Origin of the sequence: Enterobacter sp. WCHEn045836 (genome assembly GCF_003965585.1) — a bacterium.
In the GTDB taxonomy this organism is placed as follows: domain Bacteria; phylum Pseudomonadota; class Gammaproteobacteria; order Enterobacterales; family Enterobacteriaceae; genus Enterobacter; species Enterobacter dissolvens.
In genome coordinates this window covers 208167-227788 of record NZ_RXPT01000007.1, presented here as the reverse complement: position 1 = coordinate 227788, position 19622 = coordinate 208167, and the positions used below count along the sequence as shown (strand labels likewise).

The window sequence follows — 19622 nt, the reverse complement described above, 5'->3', positions numbered from 1 at the left end:
TAGGGTTTTTATACAGTAGGCGGAAGAGGTGACGGTGTAACTCTTTGTCACAAAGCGGGTCAACGCGCCAGCCAGCCTCCGTCGACGGCCAGAGTGTGGCCGTTCACGTAATCTGAGGCGGCAGAGGCCAGAAACACCACCGGGCCCTGCAGGTCTTCCGGCTCGCCCCAGCGCCCGGCAGGAATGCGGTCAAGGATTTCCTGGCTACGCTGCTCGTCATCACGCAGTTGCTGCGTATTGTTGGTCGCCATGTAACCCGGTGCGATAGCGTTGACGTTAATACCATGCGCCGCCCACTCGTTTGCCAGCAGACGGGTGATCCCCAGCACGCCACTTTTTGAGGCCGTATAAGAGGGCACGCGGATGCCGCCCTGGAAGGAGAGCATTGAGGCAATATTGATAATTTTTCCACCCTGACCCTGAGCGATGAACTGCTTTGCCACGGCCTGTGAGAGGAAAAAGACGGATTTCAGATTGAGGTCGATCACCTCATCCCAGTCCTTTTCCGTGAACGCCAGCGCATCTTCCCGGCGAATCGTCCCGGCGTTATTCACCAGAATATCAACGCGCCCCATCTCAGCGACGGCACGCTCCACGACGCCCTGAAGGCTCTCCTGCTGGCCGAGGTCGGCCCGAATGGCCGTAAACCGTCTGCCGAGCGCCGTCACGCTGGTCGCCGTTTCCTCAGGCGCTTTACGATTTACACCCACGATATCGCATCCCGCCTGTGCCAGCGCGATGGCCATGCCTTGCCCCAGCCCCGTATCGCACCCGGTGACGATGGCCACTTTTCCTGAAAGAGTAAAGGTATCCAGTATCATACGCGCCTCAGAAGCAGAGTATTGTCGTTCTGACGCTAAGAATAGGAGGCGGCTGTGAGAAATGCAAATGAAATGAAACGATGTTTTATTTTATTTTCAGGCAGCATGAGCTGCCTGAAACGCAGTGCTTATTCGCCTCGCAAGTGCTCCACTGTCAGCTCAGCGAGTGAGTTCAGCTTGACGTCGGCAAGCGCAAAACGCGGATCGTGCCGGCCCTCTTCAGCAGGAACGACAATGGAACGCATCCGTGCAGCTTTCGAGGCCACCATGCCGTTGACAGAATCCTCCAGCGCAACGCAGGTCAGCGGATCGAGGCCGAGCTTAGCGGCACAGTCCATATACACCTGGGGATGGGGCTTGCTGTAAGGGAGCTTTTCCGCAGAGGCCAGCGCATCGAAACTGTCACGCAGTTCGAACATGGTCAGCACTTTTTCCAGCATATGCAGCGGGGAGGCGGAGGCCAGGCCTACTTTCAGCCCCTGTGCTTTACACAGAGCGACAGCTTCACGGACGCCCGGCAACAGCGGCCTGGACTCTTCCACCAGCGCAATGGCGCGGCTGATTATGCGGGCGGTGACTTCATCGCGATCCGGGCCAACCCATGGCTGGTGGGCATACCACAGATCAACCACCATATCGATGCGCAAGCCCAGCGTATCCGGGAGCTCATGGCGGCGGCTGATATCGACGCCGAGGCTGGCCATGACGTCCAGCTCGGCGCGATCCCAGAGAGGTTCGGAATCGATCAGTAATCCATCCATGTCAAAAATAGCGGCAAGAATTTGGCGCGGTGTCGACATCACAACGTCTCCTTATCAAGGGTGTACGACAGACGATACGTGCTAAGTACAATCTGCAATTTAGCATATTGCCTTTAAAGATCGGGCGAAAATGATGGTCAGCAGGTAGACTTAGCGACAAATAACGCGTCTTTATGAAGGGGAACTGATGACGTATCAACAAGCTGGACGCATTGCTGTCTTAAAACGGGTTGCGGGCTGGGTGATTTTTATTCCAGCCGTCATTTCTACGCTGATTTCTGTGCTCAAATTTATGTACGATCACAGCGAAAAACAGCCGGGTATTAATGCGGTTATGCTTGATTTTGCGCATGTCATGATTGAGATGATGCGTTTTAACACGCCATTTTTGAATGTCTTCTGGTTCAACTCGCCCACGCCGGACTTTCACCAGCAGCTCAATATCGGTTTCTGGATTATCTATGCGCTGATCTTTATCGCCATGGCGTTACAGGCCTCTGGGGCACGCATGAGCCGTCAGACCCGTTTTTTACGTGAAGGGGTGGAAGATCAGATGATTCTGGAACAGGCCAAAGGCCCGGAAGGGATGACCCGCGAACAGATCGAGTCCCGCATTGTGGTTCCGCGTCACTCCATTTTCCTGCAAATTTTCCCGCTCTATATCCTGCCTGTGATCATTATTGTGGCGGGCTACTTCTTCTTCTCACTGCTCGGTTTTTTGTAGTCTGAACAGGGTGGCCTGTGGCCACCCGTCCTGCCTTCACGCGGCCAGCATGCGCTCAAGCGCCCGCTGCGCGTTCACCAGATGCTCGCCCCCAAACAGAATCGCGCGGTTCATCAGGGTATACAGCTGATACACCGGCTGACGGTCGAGGAAACCCTGCGGTAAGGGGGAAATGGACTGATAGCCATCATAAATTTGTGGCGGCTGCTCGGGGTGCAGGGGCAGCATGGCGAGATCGCACTCTCTGTCGCCCCAGTAGCAGGCCGGATCAAAGATATAGGGACCGTGAGGGCCCAGCGCGCAGTTATCGGACCACAAATCGCCGTGCAGCAGGGAAGGCTGAGGCTGATGAGAGGCCAGGCGCTGCTGGACATGTTCGACGATGGCATCGATGTTGCCAAATTCGAGGCCTTTCTCGGCGGCCAGTTCCAGTTGCCAGCCGATACGCTGCTCGGCAAAGAATGTCGACCAGCGGCGTTGCCAGGCGTTCGGCTGCGGTGTGGTGGAAAGATCGTTATCAAAGTCGAGACCAAATTGCGGCTGGTCGCTCCATTGATGCAGGCGCGCTATCTGCTGACCCAGAATGAAAGCATTGTGGGCATCCAGAGGACGGGGAGGGAGATATTCCATGACCAGAAAGCTGTAGTCACGATCGCTGCCCACGGCCAGCACCTCAGGGACGGTGACCGTTTTGCTGCGCGACAACAGTTCCAGCTGATCGGCTTCGGCGGTAAAAATAGGGAGCAGTTCTCGCTCATCGCATTTTACGAAGAGATCGCGCCCTGAGTAGCGAATATGCCATGCGGCGTGGATCTCTCCGCCTGGCAGTTCGTTACGCAGTTCAATTTCACCTTCGCCCAGTTGTTCACGTAAAAGATGACTGATAGCCTGCCACATGATCTCTCTCCCATGTTGTCTGCCAGATCATAAAGTTAGCGCATAACTGCGGTAAAAAAATACGAACTAACGCACACCTGAGCGGTTTACCTTCATGCAGGGCACTTATTGTTCTTTTTTCTGCCAGGTTTCCCAGGTATCCACATCAATTTCGGCAGGCTTGTCGGTCACACTCTCAACCAGGCTTTCCGCCAGCGCGCGAACCTCCTCATCGCTGAGGGCGCTTATCAGGCCGAATGCCAGCGTGCCTAAATCATGAATATTGCCTTCTTCATCCGTCAGCGTGAGCAGGAAATTGGCCCGGGTAAAGGCGTTGTTAAGCTCATTCAGCTCGGTCAGCGACGCTTCATGAAGGTTCACGGTAACGACGTAGCGGGTGATGTCACCACTGCTCATAATTCACCTCATTGTTATCATGAAAGTTTTCTTAGCATAGTCGATAGTGTGTGTTTGGCGACTTTGCACTGCATTTCCCCTTCAGCGCGAAGGGGAAACCGGGTTAATTTCGGGACAGGTAATCGACAATTTTTTGCGTATCGGCCAGCGAACACAGCCGCGTTCCCTGGTTGATGGTTGCCGCGCTACCTGCCGCCACGCCGTAGCGCGTCATCTCCAGCAGCGTCGCGCCCTGCGCCAGTTTCAGCGTCATTGCCCCAACCATGCTGTCACCTGCGCCTACGGTGCTCTGGCTTTTCATCGGCGGTGGGACAACCTGCACTGACCCCGTTTCATCCACGGCCAGCGCCCCCTGTGGGCCAAGAGAGACCACCACGCGTCGGGCTTTACCCGTTCGCACCAGCTCCTGGGCCGCGCTGCGCACATCATCTGGCTGAGTAAGTTCGCGGTTAACCAGCGCGCTCAGCTCTTTCTGGTTTGGTTTGACCAGCTCAAGATTGCCCGGCTCTAACGCTGCCTGCAACGCCTCGCCGCTGCTGTCTACGATACAGCGGATGCCGCGCTGCTGTGCGGCACGAATGAGTGCTGCCAGCTTCTCCGTACTGACACCGGGCGGCAGACTGCCGCTGATCACCAGCAGTGAACCGCTTTCAATGGTCAGCACTTTCTCTTCAAGCTGACGAAACTCATCGTCGCTCAGTCTGGCGCCTGGCATCACAAAGCGATATTGCTCCCCGCTGGACTCTACGTGCACGTGCAGGTTTTGTCGCGTCCAGTCTTTGGCCTCGACCGTCTCCACGGCGACCTGTTCATCGGCCAGCAGGGAAACCAGGTGCTCGCCGGTGGCACCCCCGGCGGGGAAAATCGCCGTGGCTTTTCCACCAAGATGAGTGATGGCGCGTGCCACGTTGATCCCACCGCCGCCCGGCTCAAACACCGGGGCACTGCAGCGGAGTTTACCTTCCGGGTAAATCTGCGGCGTCAGGGTGGCGGAATCGAGGGAAGGGGAGAGCGTCAGGGTGTAGATAGAAACCATCATTACCTCCTTTTAGCGTGGGTTCCTTTTAGTCTGGCACCATTTAGCAGGAAGGCAATGTAAATAACAGTATGATTTTCAATATGAATAATGAAAAAGCGAAGGTTAAGCGATATATAAAATAAAACGCATTTTGGGATCGTTCTTATTCAAAAAATGAAATAAGAAAACATTGCTATGTTATTTGCGGCTTTTTATAATTTGTTACCTTTCTCTGGACGCCTTGTCATTGATCCTCAAGAAAGTTTCCGGGACCGTGTGGTCTCTTTTTTTGTTGTACGGACTCCTTAATAAAATGAAGCTTTTGAAGACAGTGCCCGCTGCACTGATGCTGGCGGGTGGCGTGTTTGCGGCTATGAACGCGACCGCCGATGATTCCGTTTTTACTGTCATGGACGATCCCACCGCGGCGAAAAAACCTTTCGAAGGTAACCTGAATGCTGGTTACCTGGCGCAATCCGGTAACACGAAAAGCTCCTCTCTGACGGCGGATAGCACGTTGACCTGGTACGGTAACACCACCGCCTGGTCTCTGTGGGGAAACGCCAGCAACACCTCCGCTAACGATGAACGCTCCTCCGAGAAATACGCGGTAGGTGGACGTAGCCGTTACAACATGACTGACTATGACTACCTGTTTGGCCAGGCAAGCTGGCTGACTGACCGTTACAACGGTTATCGTCAACGCGATGTCTTCACTGCCGGTTATGGTCGCCAGTTCCTGAACGGTCCGGTTCATAGCTTCCGTTTCGAATTCGGTCCGGGTGTCCGTTATGACGAGTACACCGACGGCGATACCAAAACGCAACCGCTCGGCTACGCGTCTGGCACCTATGCCTGGCAGATGACCGACAACACCAAATTCACCCAGGGTGTTTCTGTGTTTGGTGCCGACGACACAACGCTGAACTCTGAGACAGCGCTGAACGTGGACATCAACGAACACTTTGGCCTGAAAGTGGCTTATAACGTGACCTGGAACTCGTCACCTCCAGAGACTGCGCCGGATCATACCGACCGCAGAACCACGGTTTCACTGGGCTATAAAATGTAATGCAGGCGGGCCGATTATTTCGGCCCGTTTTTTATTTTCAGAAACTGTGCTGTTTTATATTAAACGCCGTTTTAAAATAATTGGTCCTCTGAATTCTTCTTAATTTCTTCATAATTCATCCCGGCTACACCTCATTCGTTTATTTGACACAAATTGATCAATAACCGGGCGAGGCAAAAGTATGATCCAGAGTTATACTGAATACTCAGGCAGACATTTGCCTTGAGTAGTATTGCATGACTTCAGAAAGAGAATAATGGTTATGAAAAAAATCCAAAATGCTGCTGCAGCAATGGTGCTTTCCGCACTCTCCTTTGGTGTGTTTGCTGCGGATGACGTCAGCCAGGCCGGGATAACTCGCGCCTCTGACGTTGAAGCCGGTTCAAACATCGCGCCAGGAGCACAGTCTACCGGCCAATCGATGAATGACGCGTTTGACGTGCATAAACTGGTTGCAGGTGAATGGTCCTGACAGGTTATTGTGTATGTCACTATTCCACCTGTATTTCGTATTGACGAAAAACAGGTGGAATATATTTATGTATAACGTGAAATTTCCGCTTAGCCCCAAATCATCGCCGCCCAACGCAATAGCAGCATTGCACCGCAGATGGCAATCAATACCAGCACCATTTTCCAGTGTTTTACGGCAAATCGTTTTGTTGGCATAACCTAATCCTTGTCTGTTGATTCCTTCAGTCTACCAAAATATGCGCTGCGCAGGACAGAAGGTTATGCCATATCACCGGTTGGGTCAGAACCAGTGAAATCTCTCGGCAAGAATCAACGCTAAACCGGCAGCAGAAAGTATATTCAATATCACAACGGTTCTACTGGATACGTTCATGTGATGCCTCATGGCTGTGTCAGGACCTGTTCAAGAATAGCTCAACAATCGGGTATTGCGAGCTCTGGCTGGCGAACACGCGTGAACGGATACATCAGACGTTCAAACTGGTCGCAGAGGGTGCATATGCCCTGTCATTAGTGTTACCATTAGAAAGCCTGCCGTAAACCGGCATTAGTCTGATTTTGGCAGGTGCAGGATGACGAGCCAATTTGACGATTGTTGGTCAGATGGTTTCGTAATCTATTGTTAAACAATGATTATTTTCTTTGTATATGCTCTTATGTGTGGGGCATCACTGCAAATAAGGATATAAAATGCCTGTAATTACTCTTCCTGATGGCAGCCAACGCCATTTCGACCACGCTGTTAGCCCAATGGATGTTGCCCTGGATATTGGTCCTGGACTCGCGAAAGCGACCATCGCTGGCCGTGTGAATGGTGAGCTGGTTGATGCATCCGATCTGATCGAAAACGATGCGCAACTCTCTATCATCACCGCGAAAGATGAAGAAGGTCTGGAGATCATTCGTCACTCCTGTGCGCACCTGTTAGGTCATGCCATCAAACAGCTGTGGCCAAACACCAAAATGGCGATCGGCCCGGTTATCGACAACGGTTTCTACTACGACGTTGACCTTGACCACACCCTGACCCAGGAAGATATCGACGCGCTCGAGAAACGTATGCACGAGCTCGCCGAAACCAACTATGACGTCATTAAGAAGAAAGTCAGCTGGCACGAAGCGCGTGAAACCTTCGTGAAGCGTGGCGAGAGCTATAAAGTCTCTATTCTTGATGAGAACATTTCTCATGATGACAAGCCTGGCTTGTACCATCACGAAGAATACATCGACATGTGCCGTGGACCGCACGTGCCGAACATGCGCTTCTGTCATCACTTCAAACTGATGAAAATTGCTGGCGCCTACTGGCGTGGCGATAGCAACAATAAGATGTTGCAGCGTATTTATGGTACCGCGTGGGCAGATAAAAAAGCCCTGAACGCCTACCTGCAGCGCCTGGAAGAGGCGGCGAAGCGTGACCACCGTAAAATCGGTAAACAGCTTGACCTGTACCACATGCAGGAAGAAGCGCCGGGTATGGTCTTCTGGCATAACGACGGCTGGACTATCTTCCGTGAGCTGGAAACGTTCGTGCGTTCCAAGCTGAAAGAGTACCAGTATCAGGAAGTGAAAGGCCCGTTCATGATGGACCGTGTGCTGTGGGAAAAAACCGGCCACTGGGACAACTACAAAGATGCGATGTTCACCACCTCGTCTGAGAACCGTGAATACTGCATCAAGCCAATGAACTGCCCGGGTCACGTTCAGATCTTCAACCAGGGTCTGAAATCCTACCGTGACCTGCCGCTGCGTATGGCAGAGTTCGGTAGCTGCCACCGTAACGAGCCATCAGGCGCACTGCACGGTCTGATGCGTGTTCGTGGCTTTACGCAGGATGATGCGCATATCTTCTGTACTGAAGATCAGGTACGTGATGAAGTTAACGCCTGTATTCGTATGGTCTACGATATGTACAGCACTTTTGGCTTCGAGAAGATCGTGGTCAAACTCTCAACGCGTCCGGAAAAACGTATCGGTAGCGATGAGACCTGGGATCGCGCAGAAGCGGATCTCGCCGTGGCGCTGGAAGAGAACGGAATTCCGTTTGAATACCAGCTGGGTGAGGGCGCCTTCTACGGTCCGAAAATTGAATTTACCCTGTATGACTGCCTCGATCGCGCATGGCAGTGCGGCACAGTACAGCTGGACTTCTCCCTGCCTCAGCGTTTAAGCGCCTCTTATGTTGGCGAAGACAACGAGCGTCAGGTCCCTGTAATGATTCACCGTGCTATTCTCGGTTCTCTGGAACGCTTCATTGGCATCCTGACCGAAGAGTTCGCGGGCTTCTTCCCAACCTGGCTTGCGCCGGTGCAGGTGGTGGTCATGAACATTACCGATTCTCAGGCGGATTACGTTAAAGAATTGACGCAGAAACTACAAAATGCGGGCATTCGCGTAAAAGCAGACTTGAGAAATGAGAAGATTGGCTTTAAAATCCGCGAGCACACTTTACGTCGTGTCCCGTATATGTTGGTCTGTGGTGATAAAGAGGTGGAAGCAGGCAAAGTTGCCGTTCGCACCCGCCGTGGTAAAGACCTGGGCAGCCTGGACGTAAGTGAAGTGATTGAGAAGCTGCAACAAGAGATTCGCAGCCGCAGTCTTCAACAACTGGAGGAATAAGGTATTAAAGGCGGAAAACGAGTTCAAACGGCACGTCCGAATCGTATCAATGGCGAGATTCGCGCCCAGGAAGTTCGCTTAACAGGTCTGGAAGGCGAGCAGCTGGGGATTGTGAGTCTGAGAGAAGCAATCGAAAAAGCTGAAGAAGCTGGAGTAGATTTAGTTGAAATCAGCCCTAACGCCGAACCGCCAGTTTGTCGTATCATGGACTACGGCAAGTTCCTTTATGAAAAAAGTAAGTCTTCTAAGGAACAGAAGAAGAAGCAAAAAGTTATCCAGGTTAAGGAAATTAAATTCCGTCCTGGTACCGACGATGGCGATTATCAGGTAAAACTCCGCAGCCTGATTCGCTTTCTGGAAGATGGCGATAAGGCCAAGATCACACTGCGTTTCCGCGGTCGTGAAATGGCCCACCAACAGATTGGTATGGAAGTGCTTAACCGCGTCCGTGACGATCTGAGTGAACTGGCAGTAGTCGAATCCTTCCCTACGAAGATCGAAGGCCGCCAGATGATCATGGTGCTCGCTCCTAAGAAGAAACAGTAAGGCCTTCAAGCAGCAAAATCTGTGGAGCCTTCGGGCCTCATAGGTTTTGCTCGCCTATGTTTCGTTTATTTAACAATGCGAAGTGGAAGTTATTAAAATGCCAAAAATTAAGACCGTACGCGGTGCTGCTAAGCGCTTCAAAAAAACCGGTAAAGGTGGTTTTAAGCACAAGCACGCTAACCTGCGTCACATTCTGACTAAGAAAGCTACCAAGCGTAAACGTCACCTGCGTCCAAAAGCCATGGTTTCTAAAGGCGATCTGGGCCTGGTCATCGCGTGCCTGCCGTACGCATAAGTCGTTAACGTTTAACTTTTTTAACTTAGAATAGATACAGGAGAGCACACATGGCTCGCGTAAAACGTGGTGTAATTGCACGTGCACGTCACAAGAAAATTTTGAAACAAGCTAAAGGCTACTACGGTGCGCGTTCACGCGTATACCGCGTTGCCTTCCAGGCTGTTATCAAAGCAGGTCAGTACGCTTACCGTGACCGTCGTCAGCGTAAGCGTCAGTTCCGTCAACTGTGGATTGCGCGTATCAACGCAGCAGCACGTCAGAACGGTATTTCTTACAGCAAATTCATCAACGGCCTGAAAAAAGCCTCTGTTGAAATCGACCGTAAGATCCTGGCTGACATCGCAGTATTCGACAAAGTCGCGTTCACCGCGCTGGTCGAAAAAGCGAAAGCAGCACTGGCATAAGCCAGTTGAGAGAGGGGGCTTAGCTCCCTCTTTTCATATACCTGTCATACTTCAAGCTGTACCTGCGTTGGCTGCGTTCGTTCACCCCAGTCACTTACTGATGTAAGCTCCTGAGGATTCTCTCTCTTGCCGCCTTGTTACAACTCGAATTATTTAGGGTATAACCTTATCAGAAGATTGACTTTTATCCGTGCAGGCTTTTCAATAAGGTCTTAACGGTTTTTACCACACAAGGTAACGCAAGCATGAATGCTGCTATTTTCCGCTTCTTCTTTTACTTTAGCACCTGATTTCAGGAGGCTAGCGCGTGAAAGATGAAACGAAAAACAGCGCCAGATAAGCCTCCTGATGGAGGCTTTTTTTGTGCCTGAATTTAAGAGAATACGTCCACCAAATCGGTGTCTGCACCGACATAATGAGGAAAATCATGTCACATCTCGCAGAGCTGGTTGCCAGTGCAACAGCCGCCATTAATCAGGCCTCAGATGTTGCCGCGTTAGACAATGTCCGCGTCGAATATCTGGGTAAGAAAGGGCACCTGACCCTTCAAATGACTACCCTGCGTGAGTTGCCGCCGGAAGAGCGTCCGGCAGCGGGTGCGGTGATAAACGAAGCCAAAGAGCAGGTGCAACAGGCTCTGAACGCGCGTAAAGCGGCGCTGGAAAGTGCCGTGCTGAATGCGCGTCTGGCGGCAGAGACGATCGACGTGTCTTTGCCGGGGCGCCGTATCGAAAACGGTGGTCTGCATCCGGTGACCCGCACCATCGATCGCATTGAAAGTTTCTTCGGTGAGCTCGGCTTTACCGTGGCGACTGGCCCGGAAATCGAAGATGATTACCATAACTTCGACGCTCTGAACATTCCAGGCCATCATCCGGCACGTGCTGACCACGACACTTTCTGGTTCGACGCCACCCGTCTGCTGCGTACTCAGACCTCCGGCGTACAGATCCGTACTATGAAGGAACAGGAACCCCCGATCCGTATCATCGCACCGGGCCGCGTGTACCGTAACGATTACGATCAGACCCACACCCCTATGTTCCACCAGATGGAAGGGCTGATCGTGGATAAAAACATCAGCTTCACCAACCTGAAGGGCACGCTGCACGACTTCCTGAACAACTTCTTTGAGGAAGATCTGCAAGTGCGTTTCCGTCCGTCCTATTTCCCGTTCACCGAACCGTCTGCAGAAGTGGATGTGATGGGCAAAAACGGCAAATGGCTGGAAGTGCTGGGCTGTGGCATGGTGCATCCTAACGTACTGCGCAACGTGGGTATCGACCCAGAAGTCTACTCCGGCTTTGCGTTCGGTATGGGCATGGAGCGTCTGACCATGCTGCGTTATGGCGTGACCGATTTGCGTGCATTCTTCGAAAACGATCTGCGTTTCCTCAAACAGTTTAAATAAGGGCAGGACAGAACAATGAAATTCAGTGAACTGTGGTTACGCGAATGGGTGAACACCACGCTGGACAGCGAAGCGCTTTCCAACCAGATCACCATGGCGGGTCTGGAAGTTGACGGTGTAGAGCCGGTTTCTGGCGCCTTCACCGGCGTGGTCGTGGGCGAAGTGGTTGAATGCGGTCAGCACCCTAACGCTGACAAACTGCGCGTCACCAAAGTCAATGTGGGTGGCGATCGTCTGCTGGATATCGTCTGCGGCGCGCCAAACTGCCGTCAGGGCCTGAAAGTGGCTGTGGCGACTGTCGGTGCCGTGCTGCCGGGCGATTTCAAAATTAAAGCGGCCAAACTGCGCGGTGAACCCTCTGAAGGCATGCTGTGCTCGTTCTCCGAGCTGGGTATTTCCGACGATCACAACGGCATTATTGAACTGCCGCTGGATGCGCCAATCGGTACTGATATTCGCGAATACCTGAAGCTCGATGACAACACCATCGAAATCAGCGTGACGCCAAACCGTGCGGACTGCTTAGGCATTATCGGCGTGGCCCGCGATGTTGCGGTGCTGAACCAGACCGAACTGAACGCGCCGGAGATTGCGCCGGTTGCTGCCACCATCAGCGACGTGCTGCCTATTCAGGTAGATGCGCCTGAGGCCTGCCCACGCTACCTCGGTCGTGTGGTGAAAGGTATCAACGTCAAAGCGCCAACCCCGCTGTGGATGAAAGAAAAACTGCGTCGCTGCGGTATCCGTTCTATCGATGCGGTTGTTGACGTGACGAACTATGTTCTGCTGGAACTGGGCCAGCCAATGCACGCGTTCGATAAAGATCGTATCGACGGCGGGATCGTCGTGCGTATGGCAAAAGAGGGTGAAACCCTGGTTCTGCTGGACGGCAGCGAAGCAAAACTGAATGCCGACACGCTGGTGATTGCCGATCACGGTAAGGCGCTGGCGATGGGCGGGATCTTCGGTGGCGAACACTCTGGCGTGAACGATGAAACGCAAAACGTTCTGCTGGAATGTGCCTTCTTCAGCCCGCTCTCTATTACCGGTCGCGCACGTCGTCATGGTCTGCACACCGATGCCTCTCACCGCTACGAGCGCGGCGTTGACCCGGCGCTGCAGTACAAAGCGATGGAACGTGCGACCCGTCTGCTGATCGACATCTGCGGCGGCGAAGCGGGTCCGGTTATTGATGTGACCAACGAAGCCACGCTGCCGAAGCGTGCAACCATTACCCTGCGTCGTAGCAAGCTTGATCGTCTGATTGGCCACCACGTTGCCGATGCACAGGTCACCGACATTCTGAAGCGTCTGGGTTGCGACGTGACGGAAGGGCAGGACGAGTGGAAAGCCGTTGCGCCATCATGGCGTTTCGACATGGAGATTGAAGAAGACCTGGTGGAAGAAGTGGCCCGCGTTTACGGCTACAACAATATCCCTGACGAGCCGGTACAGGCAGGTCTTGTGATGGGCTCCCACCGCGAAGCCGATCTCTCCCTGAAGCGTGTGAAAACCATGCTAAACGATAAAGGCTACCAGGAAGTGATCACCTACAGCTTTGTCGATCCTAAGCTGCAGCAGCTGATCCATCCAGGCCAGGACGCGCTGATCCTGCCAAGCCCGATCTCCAGCGAAATGTCGGCAATGCGTCTGTCACTGTGGACGGGTCTGCTGGGTACCATCGTTTATAACCAGAATCGCCAGCAAAACCGTGTGCGAATTTTCGAAAGCGGTTTGCGCTTTGTGCCGGATAATCAGGCAAATTTAGGCATCCGTCAGGATCTCATGCTGGCTGGCGCCATCAGCGGTAATCGCTATGAAGAGCACTGGGACCTGGCAAAAGGCACGGTTGATTTCTACGATATGAAGGGCGATCTGGAAGCGATTCTCGATCTGACCGGTAAATTATCTGAAATTGAATTCCGTGCAGAAGCCATTCCGGCGCTCCATCCGGGCCAAAGTGCGGCTATCTATTTAGCGGGCAAACGCATTGGTTTTATTGGCGTTGTTCATCCTGAGCTGGAACGTAAACTGGACCTGAACGGCCGTACCATCGTGTTTGAGCTGGAATGGAGCCCGGTTGCAGACCGCGTGATTCCACAGGCGCAGGACGTCTCTCGCTTCCCGGCAAACCGCCGTGATATCGCGGTTGTGGTCGCTGAAAACGTGCCTGCAGCAGATATTTTGGCCGAGTGTAAGAAAGTTGGCGTAAATCAGGTAGTTGGCGTAAACTTATTTGACGTGTACCGCGGCAAGGGCGTAGCAGAAGGTTTCAAGAGCCTCGCTATCAGCCTTATCCTTCAGGATACCAGCCGTACACTCGAAGAAGAGGAGATTGCCGCTACCGTCGCCAAATGTGTAGAGGCATTAAAAGAGCGATTCCAGGCATCATTGAGGGATTGAACCTATGGCGCTTACAAAAGCTGAAATGTCAGAATATCTGTTTGATAAGCTTGGGCTTAGCAAACGGGATGCCAAAGAGCTGGTAGAGCTGTTTTTCGAAGAGATCCGTCGTGCTCTGGAAAATGGTGAGCAGGTAAAACTCTCCGGCTTTGGCAATTTTGATTTGCGAGACAAAAACCAACGTCCGGGCCGTAACCCGAAGACGGGGGAAGATATTCCCATTACAGCCCGCCGCGTGGTGACCTTCAGACCCGGACAGAAGTTAAAAAGCCGTGTCGAAAACGCAACGCCCAAAACAGAGTAATATGAACTAACTAAAAAGGCCGCTCTCGCGGCCTTTTTTCTTTGCTCTCGCTGGCAAACCCGCCGTAAAATCAATTACATCTCACGCTAATAAAACCGTACTCATGCTTGATTTTGCCCATCGCCAACAGCGTTCCGATCGACGCCGCCTGCTTTTGCTGGTGCTGCTGCTTTTTGTTGCCGCCGGTTTCAGCCTCTGCGCCGGTGACCAGTGGCTGGGCCCGGAACGCTGGTTGGGTCCCGACGGACAGCTTTTCGTCTGGCAAATTCGTCTGCCGCGCACGCTGGCGGTGATCCTTGTCGGCGCCGCACTGGCGCTCTCGGGCACCATTATGCAGGCGTTATTTGAAAATCCCCTGGCGGAGCCTGGACTGCTCGGCGTGTCAAATGGTGCTGGCGTGGGTCTGATTGCCGCGGTGATGCTCGGCGGTGGGGCGCTTTCGGCCTGGGGAGTCAGCCTTTGCGCCATCGTTGGCGCATTGCTGATCACCCTCATTCTCCTGCGCTTCGCGCGCCGCCATTTATCAACCAGCCGGCTGCTGCTGGCCGGTGTTGCGCTGGGGATCATCTGCAGTGCGTTGATGACCTGGGCGGTCTACTTCTCCACCTCGTTTGATCTGCGACAGCTGATGTACTGGATGATGGGCGGATTTGGTGGCGTAGACTGGCAACAGGGATGGCTGATGGTACTGCTGATCCCGGTCATTCTGTGGGCCAGCGTGCAGTCGCAGCCGCTGAATATCCTTGCGCTCGGTGAAACTTCAGCCCGCCAGCTCGGTATGCCAATTGGCGTCTGGCGTAATGCGCTGGTGATGGCCATCGGCTGGCTGGTCGGCGTAAGCGTGGCGCTGGCGGGGGCGATTGGCTTTATCGGGCTGATTATCCCGCACATGCTGCGTCTGTGTGGCATCACCGACCATCGGACCTTACTTCCCGCCTCGGCGGTGGTCGGGGCGGCAACGCTGCTGGTGGCGGATATCATCGCCAGGCTTGCCCTGACCGCCGCTGAGTTGCCCATCGGCGTGGTGACCGCCACGCTGGGCGCGCCGGTGTTTATCTGGCTACTATTAAAAGCTGGACGTTAAATCGACAACCTGAGGAAATGCTATGCAGTCTGATATTCTGAATACCGAAGTGACCACCATTTACGGGGACAAAACCACCCTGGAGCACTACAAAGGCAACGTGTTGCTCATCGTGAACGTGGCCTCCAAATGTGGTCTGACGCCGCAGTACGAGCAGCTGGAGAACATTCAGAAAGCCTGGGAAAAAGACGGCTTCACCGTGCTGGGCTTCCCGTGCAATCAGTTCCTGGGTCAGGAGCCGGGCAGCGAAGAGGAGATCAAAACGTTTTGCAGCACCACCTATGGTGTGACGTTCCCGATGTTCAGCAAAATTGATGTGAATGGCGAAAATCGTCATCCGCTGTATGCCAAACTGGTGGCCGCTGCGCCGACCGCCGTGGCGCCGGAAGGCAGCGGCTTCTACGAACGTATGGCCAGCAAAGGGCGCGCGCCGCTCTATCCGGACGACATTCTGTGGAATTTCGAAAAATTCCTGATTGGTCGTGACGGCCAGGTTATTCAGCGTTTTTCTCCGGATATGACGCCTGAAGATCCTATCGTGATGGAGTCAATTAAGCTGGCGCTGGCGAAATAATGACATTGCTGATGCAGCTCACGGACGTTGCCGAGACGGGGCGTCTGGAGCCGGTGACGGCGGCCATCCGTGCAGGAGAAATCCTGCACCTTGTGGGGCCGAACGGGGCAGGGAAAAGTACGTTGCTGGCACGCATGGCGGGGATGACCTTCGGGCCAGGCTCGATTACGCTGCTCGACAATCCTCTGAGCGACTGGTCGGCGGTCTCGCTGGCGCATCGGCGAAGCTACCTCGTTCAGCAGCAGCTCCCGCCGTTTGCGATGCCAGTCTGGCACTACCTGATGCTGCATCTGCACGATAAACAGCAGACGACGCTGCTCAGGGAGGTGGCGGCAGCGTTGGGGTTAGAGGACAAACTTTCCCGACATGCCAGCCAGCTTTCCGGTGGCGAGTGGCAGCGCGTCCGTCTGGCGGCGGTGATTCTTCAGATCCACCCGGCTGGCAATCCTCATGGGCGGCTGTTGCTGCTGGATGAGCCGATGAGCGGTCTGGACGTGGCGCAACAGGCCGCGCTGGACACGTTGCTCAGCGCGCTGTGTCGACAAGGCATTGCCGTGGTGATGAGCAGCCATGACCTGAACCATACGCTGCGCCATGCGCACAGCGTCTGGCTTCTGGCGCGCGGGAGGCTGATCGCCAGCGGCACGCGCGATAGCGTCCTTACGCCGCCAAATCTTGCTCGTGCCTACAATATGCCGTTCCGCAGGCTGGATATCGAAGGACATAAGATGCTGATTTCTACCGCGCAGGAGTAACCGTTTCTTGCCTGTTAGCGCCATTGCACGCTAAATTACGAAAAGAATAAAAAAAGCAGAGGATTCGTCTGGACATGCGATTCTGGTTTCTCCTGGTGGCAGTGTTATTTCTTGCGGGATGCAGTAGCCATCGCGCACCGCCGCCTAACCCACGACTTTCAGATTCAATCACCGTGATTGCCAGCCTGAACGATCAGCTGAGCAACTGGCGCGGGACACCTTATCGCTACGGTGGCATGAGTCGCGGTGGGGTGGATTGCTCCGGCTTCGTGCTGATGACGTTTCGCGATAAGTTCGATTTACAGCTTCCTCGCGAAACGCGCAAACAGGCTGAAATCGGTACCGAAATTGATAAAGATGAGTTGTTACCTGGCGACCTGGTTTTTTTCAAAACCGGTTCGGGTGAAAGTGGTCTGCATGTAGGCATTTATGATACTGATAACCAGTTTATTCATGCGTCGACCAGTCGCGGGGTGATGCGTTCTTCCCTCGATAATGTTTACTGGCGTAAAAATTTCTGGCAGGCACGACGTATTTAGTCAGCCACCGACATCGCATTTCTGACGGCATGGCACTATTACACCATGCCGTTTTTTTGCAAATAAGATGATTAAAGTTAAATTTACGACAAATTACTTATGTCCTTATGTGTCTGTTTTATCTAAAACTGGCTATTACTCAGTAACCAGGATAAGATTATTTTAGATTCAGGGATAAATCTGAAAATTAATACGGATCTAATGAAATTAAACTTATTAAAATCAAGACAGTGGAATTGTGTCAGCAATTGCTCCAGGATGTCCTCTCTCATCTTTAATGCGGGGCGAGTGCAATGATTATTACGCTAGATAATGCCTACCAGTCTGAACTGTTGCTCCAGCCTGCCCGCAATAACGCAGGTGAGCTTAAAGGTTTAGAGGTAGTGGTTAACTTTACTGGCGTCGGCAGCGATGTACGGATCCCCACTGAACTCGTTATCCCGCGTCTGACAGCGGCAGAAGAGTTAGCGCTGTTTCACGAAAAACTGCAATTGCTTGATACCTGCAAACTGTTTTTTATTCAGCATCAGTTAATTGCATGGATCAATATTACACCTGTAATAGTTGAGTTTTTATTAACTAAAGGGAACGCTGTTTCAATACTTGAGCGTTATCCGTTTCTTGAGTTTACTGTTAATGAGAATTATCCAGGTTTAAATAACGGGAAAGACGATCTGGAACTGGCGAGAATGGCGATTCATTTTCCGTTGGTGCTGGCAAACTTTGGTGCCGGTGAAGCATCGCTTAAAGCCGTTTATGATGGTTTGTTTAAACGTGTCATTCTGGACAAAGGGTTTATCCAGCAGCACGCTTCTGCGCTTTCTTTTGAGCCATTTATGCGCGCAATCCTGTGGCAAATAACGCCTCACTGTCAGTCAGTGCTGGTCGCCGGTATCGACGATCATAGCCTGTTGCAACGCGTCTTATCCTTCAACTTTGGTGCCATGCAGGGGGCGCTGTGGCCTGCCGTCTCTGCCGGGCGCGTCACCACGCTGGTTCAGTGATAACCCTTTCTTTCGCCCGTGTTTAAGTCCGGGTAAACCCTCTACACTAAAAGCAGGAGGACTTATGACCCTGTCTTTTACTGCGCACTGGCATGATGAGTTGCCGGGCTTTTATACCGCACTCAAACCAACACCATTACAACATTCCCGTCTTGTCTGGCATAACGATTCGCTGGCAGAAGACCTGGCTATCCCGCCGGAGATGTTCCAGCCCTCAGACGGCGCGGGCGTCTGGGGAGGGGAAACGCTTCTGGCCGGCATGCAGCCTCTCGCTCAGGTGTATAGCGGACACCAGTTTGGCGTCTGGGCAGGACAACTGGGGGACGGCCGCGGGATCCTGCTCGGGGAGCAACAACTCCCCGGCGGAGAGACGATGGACTGGCACCTGAAAGGGGCGGGCCTCACGCCCTATTCACGCATGGGCGACGGGCGCGCGGTGCTGCGTTCAACCATCCGCGAAAGTCTGGCGTCGGAAGCAATGCATGCGCTGGGGATCCCCACCACGCGCGCGCTGTCGATCGTGACCAGTGACACCCCGGTGGTCCGCGAAACCGTAGAGAAAGGGGCAATGCTGATGCGCATTGCACAAAGCCATCTGCGTTTCGGCCATTTTGAACACTTTTATTATCGTCGCGAGCCGGAGAAAGTTCGCCAGCTGGCGGATTACGCGATCCGACGGCACTGGCCACAATTACAGGACGAGGCCGATAAATATCACCTCTGGTTCCGGGATATTGTTGCCCGAACGGCCACAATGATTGCCCGCTGGCAAACCGTTGGGTTTGCCCATGGCGTGATGAACACCGATAACATGTCGATTCTGGGGCTGACCTTTGATTACGGTCCGTTTGGTTTTCTGGATGACTACCAGCCGGGGTATATTTGCAACCACTCGGACTATCAGGGACGCTACAGCTTTGACAATCAGCCGGCAGTGGGGCTGTGGAATCTGCAGCGTCTGGCGCAATCTCTGTCGCCGTTTATCGACGTTGATGCCCTGAATGATGCGCTCGACGGCTATCAGGAGACATTGCTGCGCGAATACGGCGCGCTGATGCGCAACAAGCTGGGGCTGATGACGCAGGAGAAAGGCGATAACGCTATTCTGAATGGTTTGTTTGCGCTTATGGCGCGTGAGGGCAGCGATTATACCCGTACCTTCCGTATGCTCGGTCAGACGGAGCAGCACAGCGCCGCCTCGCCGTTGCGCGACGAATTTATCGACCGACAGGGGTTTGACGACTGGTTTGCTACCTACCGGGCGCGCCTGCAGCAAGAGCAGGTGGATGATGCGGCCCGGCAGACGCAGATGAACGCGGCGAACCCGGCGATGGTCTTGCGCAACTGGCTGGCGCAGCGGGCGATTGAACAGGCTGAACGAGGTGAGTATGACGAGTTGCACCGTTTGCACGTGGCATTGCGCACGCCGTTTGCCGACCGGGACGATGACTATGTCAGCCGTCCGCCAGACTGGGGCAAACGGCTGGAAGTCAGCTGCTCAAGCTAATGTTTTGGCCG

Annotated in this window: 24 protein-coding genes and 1 other annotated feature; of the genes, 17 read left to right on the top strand and 7 right to left on the bottom strand. The window is 53.5% G+C overall.

Features of this window, described 5'->3' with window-relative positions; genetic code table 11:
- Positions 1–59: 59 nt before the first annotated feature.
- Together kduD and hxpB are read right to left on the bottom strand one after the other, a co-directional pair.
- Positions 60–821: a 2-dehydro-3-deoxy-D-gluconate 5-dehydrogenase KduD gene (gene kduD / locus EKN38_RS11580; RefSeq protein WP_014831541.1), complete on the bottom strand. Its 762-nt coding sequence runs from the start codon at positions 819–821 to the stop codon at positions 60–62.
- A gap of 128 nt (positions 822–949) precedes the next feature.
- Complete coding sequence (gene hxpB / locus EKN38_RS11575) at positions 950–1621, bottom strand: hexitol phosphatase HxpB (protein WP_014831542.1); 672 nt, start codon at positions 1619–1621, stop codon at positions 950–952.
- A 148-nt stretch (positions 1622–1769) separates the two neighbouring features.
- On the opposite strand from hxpB, the gene EKN38_RS11570 reads away from it, so the two are divergent.
- Entirely contained in the window at positions 1770–2306 is a 537-nt protein-coding gene (locus EKN38_RS11570; protein ID WP_014831543.1) for a YniB family protein, read from the top strand.
- Positions 2307–2342: 36 nt separating this feature from the next.
- On the opposite strand, the gene EKN38_RS11565 is transcribed toward EKN38_RS11570, so the two are convergent.
- From EKN38_RS11565 to pfkB, 3 genes are all read right to left on the bottom strand, one after another.
- A complete protein-coding gene (locus EKN38_RS11565; protein ID WP_014831544.1) occupies positions 2343–3203 on the bottom strand; it encodes a fructosamine kinase family protein in 861 nt (286 codons plus the stop codon).
- Between the two features lie 105 nt (positions 3204–3308).
- Positions 3309–3599, bottom strand: coding sequence for a type V toxin-antitoxin system endoribonuclease antitoxin GhoS (gene ghoS, locus EKN38_RS11560; RefSeq protein ID WP_014831545.1), 291 nt, complete (start codon positions 3597–3599; stop codon positions 3309–3311).
- 103 nt (positions 3600–3702) lie between these two features.
- On the bottom strand, positions 3703–4635 hold the full coding sequence (gene pfkB, locus EKN38_RS11555) for a 6-phosphofructokinase II (protein ID WP_014831546.1): 933 nt from the start codon (positions 4633–4635) through the stop codon (positions 3703–3705).
- Between the two features lie 295 nt (positions 4636–4930).
- Here pfkB and EKN38_RS11550 point away from each other — a divergent pair, with 295 nt between their 5' ends.
- Entirely contained in the window at positions 4931–5689 is a 759-nt protein-coding gene (locus EKN38_RS11550; protein WP_014831547.1) for a YdiY family protein, read from the top strand.
- A gap of 262 nt (positions 5690–5951) precedes the next feature.
- Positions 5952–6161 carry a hypothetical protein gene (locus EKN38_RS11545; protein ID WP_014831548.1) on the top strand — a complete coding sequence of 70 codons (210 nt, stop codon included), beginning with the start codon at positions 5952–5954 and terminating at the stop codon, positions 6159–6161.
- An 89-nt stretch (positions 6162–6250) separates the two neighbouring features.
- Here the strand turns inward: EKN38_RS11545 and yniD are convergent, their stop codons facing one another.
- Entirely contained in the window at positions 6251–6358 is a 108-nt protein-coding gene (gene yniD, locus EKN38_RS11540; RefSeq protein WP_008500658.1) for a small membrane protein YniD, read from the bottom strand.
- Positions 6359–6443: 85 nt separating this feature from the next.
- Positions 6444–6536 carry a stress response membrane protein YncL gene (yncL, locus tag EKN38_RS11535; RefSeq protein ID WP_023620707.1) on the bottom strand — a complete coding sequence of 31 codons (93 nt, stop codon included), beginning with the start codon at positions 6534–6536 and terminating at the stop codon, positions 6444–6446.
- A 317-nt stretch (positions 6537–6853) separates the two neighbouring features.
- Here yncL and thrS point away from each other — a divergent pair, with 317 nt between their 5' ends.
- The 14 genes from thrS to selO all read left to right on the top strand — a co-directional run bounded on the left by thrS (position 6854) and on the right by selO (position 19611).
- Positions 6854–8782 (top strand): threonine--tRNA ligase, encoded by a 1929-nt coding sequence (thrS, locus tag EKN38_RS11530; protein WP_014831549.1) that lies wholly within the window; start codon positions 6854–6856, stop codon positions 8780–8782.
- A 3-nt stretch (positions 8783–8785) separates the two neighbouring features.
- Positions 8786–9328 carry a translation initiation factor IF-3 gene (gene infC, locus EKN38_RS11525; protein WP_023616141.1) on the top strand — a complete coding sequence of 181 codons (543 nt, stop codon included), beginning with the start codon at positions 8786–8788 and terminating at the stop codon, positions 9326–9328.
- 97 nt (positions 9329–9425) lie between these two features.
- Entirely contained in the window at positions 9426–9623 is a 198-nt protein-coding gene (gene rpmI, locus EKN38_RS11520) for a 50S ribosomal protein L35 (protein WP_001124225.1), read from the top strand.
- Positions 9624–9673: 50 nt separating this feature from the next.
- The gene (gene rplT, locus EKN38_RS11515; RefSeq protein WP_000124850.1) at positions 9674–10030 is read left to right on the top strand and encodes a 50S ribosomal protein L20; all 357 of its coding nucleotides are present in this window, start codon (positions 9674–9676) and stop codon (positions 10028–10030) included.
- Positions 10031–10270: 240 nt separating this feature from the next.
- Positions 10271–10395 (top strand) — a sequence feature (Phe leader region).
- Complete coding sequence (gene pheM, locus EKN38_RS25765; protein ID WP_001386830.1) at positions 10276–10320, top strand: pheST operon leader peptide PheM; 45 nt, start codon at positions 10276–10278, stop codon at positions 10318–10320. It overlaps the preceding feature by 45 nt.
- A 62-nt stretch (positions 10396–10457) precedes the next feature.
- Positions 10458–11441, top strand: coding sequence for a phenylalanine--tRNA ligase subunit alpha (pheS, locus tag EKN38_RS11505; protein ID WP_013097003.1), 984 nt, complete (start codon positions 10458–10460; stop codon positions 11439–11441).
- A 15-nt stretch (positions 11442–11456) separates the two neighbouring features.
- Positions 11457–13844 (top strand): phenylalanine--tRNA ligase subunit beta, encoded by a 2388-nt coding sequence (gene pheT, locus EKN38_RS11500; protein ID WP_014831550.1) that lies wholly within the window; start codon positions 11457–11459, stop codon positions 13842–13844.
- Between the two features lie 4 nt (positions 13845–13848).
- Positions 13849–14148, top strand: a complete 300-nt coding sequence (ihfA, locus tag EKN38_RS11495) for an integration host factor subunit alpha (protein ID WP_013097001.1) — start codon at positions 13849–13851, stop codon at positions 14146–14148.
- 103 nt (positions 14149–14251) lie between these two features.
- On the top strand, positions 14252–15232 hold the full coding sequence (gene btuC, locus EKN38_RS11490; RefSeq protein ID WP_126522079.1) for a vitamin B12 ABC transporter permease BtuC: 981 nt from the start codon (positions 14252–14254) through the stop codon (positions 15230–15232).
- 22 nt (positions 15233–15254) lie between these two features.
- The gene (locus EKN38_RS11485; RefSeq protein ID WP_126522078.1) at positions 15255–15806 is read left to right on the top strand and encodes a glutathione peroxidase; all 552 of its coding nucleotides are present in this window, start codon (positions 15255–15257) and stop codon (positions 15804–15806) included.
- Positions 15806–16561 (top strand): vitamin B12 ABC transporter ATP-binding protein BtuD, encoded by a 756-nt coding sequence (gene btuD, locus EKN38_RS11480; protein ID WP_014831553.1) that lies wholly within the window; start codon positions 15806–15808, stop codon positions 16559–16561. The genes EKN38_RS11485 and btuD overlap by 1 nt, the downstream gene beginning before the upstream one ends.
- A 74-nt stretch (positions 16562–16635) precedes the next feature.
- Positions 16636–17100, top strand: coding sequence for a C40 family peptidase (locus EKN38_RS11475; protein WP_014831554.1), 465 nt, complete (start codon positions 16636–16638; stop codon positions 17098–17100).
- A 293-nt stretch (positions 17101–17393) separates the two neighbouring features.
- Positions 17394–18104 carry an EAL domain-containing protein gene (locus tag EKN38_RS11470; protein WP_014831555.1) on the top strand — a complete coding sequence of 237 codons (711 nt, stop codon included), beginning with the start codon at positions 17394–17396 and terminating at the stop codon, positions 18102–18104.
- 64 nt (positions 18105–18168) lie between these two features.
- Positions 18169–19611, top strand: coding sequence for a protein adenylyltransferase SelO (gene selO, locus EKN38_RS11465; RefSeq protein WP_014831556.1), 1443 nt, complete (start codon positions 18169–18171; stop codon positions 19609–19611).
- Positions 19612–19622: the final 11 nt, after the last annotated feature.

Bases quoted from the DNA above. Each gene is read 5' to 3' on its own strand.
- kduD (WP_014831541.1), bottom strand. From the start codon at position 821: ATGATACTGGATACCTTTACTCTTTCAGGAAAAGTGGCCATCGTCACC.
- hxpB (WP_014831542.1), bottom strand. From the start codon at position 1,621: ATGTCGACACCGCGCCAAATTCTTGCCGCTATTTTTGACATGGATGGA.
- EKN38_RS11570 (WP_014831543.1), top strand. From the start codon at position 1,770: ATGACGTATCAACAAGCTGGACGCATTGCTGTCTTAAAACGGGTTGCG.
- EKN38_RS11565 (WP_014831544.1), bottom strand. From the start codon at position 3,203: ATGTGGCAGGCTATCAGTCATCTTTTACGTGAACAACTGGGCGAAGGT.
- ghoS (WP_014831545.1), bottom strand. From the start codon at position 3,599: ATGAGCAGTGGTGACATCACCCGCTACGTCGTTACCGTGAACCTTCAT.
- pfkB (WP_014831546.1), bottom strand. From the start codon at position 4,635: ATGGTTTCTATCTACACCCTGACGCTCTCCCCTTCCCTCGATTCCGCC.
- EKN38_RS11550 (WP_014831547.1), top strand. From the start codon at position 4,931: ATGAAGCTTTTGAAGACAGTGCCCGCTGCACTGATGCTGGCGGGTGGC.
- EKN38_RS11545 (WP_014831548.1), top strand. From the start codon at position 5,952: ATGAAAAAAATCCAAAATGCTGCTGCAGCAATGGTGCTTTCCGCACTC.
- yniD (WP_008500658.1), bottom strand. From the start codon at position 6,358: ATGCCAACAAAACGATTTGCCGTAAAACACTGGAAAATGGTGCTGGTA.
- yncL (WP_023620707.1), bottom strand. From the start codon at position 6,536: ATGAACGTATCCAGTAGAACCGTTGTGATATTGAATATACTTTCTGCT.
- thrS (WP_014831549.1), top strand. From the start codon at position 6,854: ATGCCTGTAATTACTCTTCCTGATGGCAGCCAACGCCATTTCGACCAC.
- rpmI (WP_001124225.1), top strand. From the start codon at position 9,426: ATGCCAAAAATTAAGACCGTACGCGGTGCTGCTAAGCGCTTCAAAAAA.
- rplT (WP_000124850.1), top strand. From the start codon at position 9,674: ATGGCTCGCGTAAAACGTGGTGTAATTGCACGTGCACGTCACAAGAAA.
- pheS (WP_013097003.1), top strand. From the start codon at position 10,458: ATGTCACATCTCGCAGAGCTGGTTGCCAGTGCAACAGCCGCCATTAAT.
- pheT (WP_014831550.1), top strand. From the start codon at position 11,457: ATGAAATTCAGTGAACTGTGGTTACGCGAATGGGTGAACACCACGCTG.
- ihfA (WP_013097001.1), top strand. From the start codon at position 13,849: ATGGCGCTTACAAAAGCTGAAATGTCAGAATATCTGTTTGATAAGCTT.
- btuC (WP_126522079.1), top strand. From the start codon at position 14,252: ATGCTTGATTTTGCCCATCGCCAACAGCGTTCCGATCGACGCCGCCTG.
- EKN38_RS11485 (WP_126522078.1), top strand. From the start codon at position 15,255: ATGCAGTCTGATATTCTGAATACCGAAGTGACCACCATTTACGGGGAC.
- btuD (WP_014831553.1), top strand. From the start codon at position 15,806: ATGACATTGCTGATGCAGCTCACGGACGTTGCCGAGACGGGGCGTCTG.
- EKN38_RS11475 (WP_014831554.1), top strand. From the start codon at position 16,636: ATGCGATTCTGGTTTCTCCTGGTGGCAGTGTTATTTCTTGCGGGATGC.
- EKN38_RS11470 (WP_014831555.1), top strand. From the start codon at position 17,394: ATGATTATTACGCTAGATAATGCCTACCAGTCTGAACTGTTGCTCCAG.
- selO (WP_014831556.1), top strand. From the start codon at position 18,169: ATGACCCTGTCTTTTACTGCGCACTGGCATGATGAGTTGCCGGGCTTT.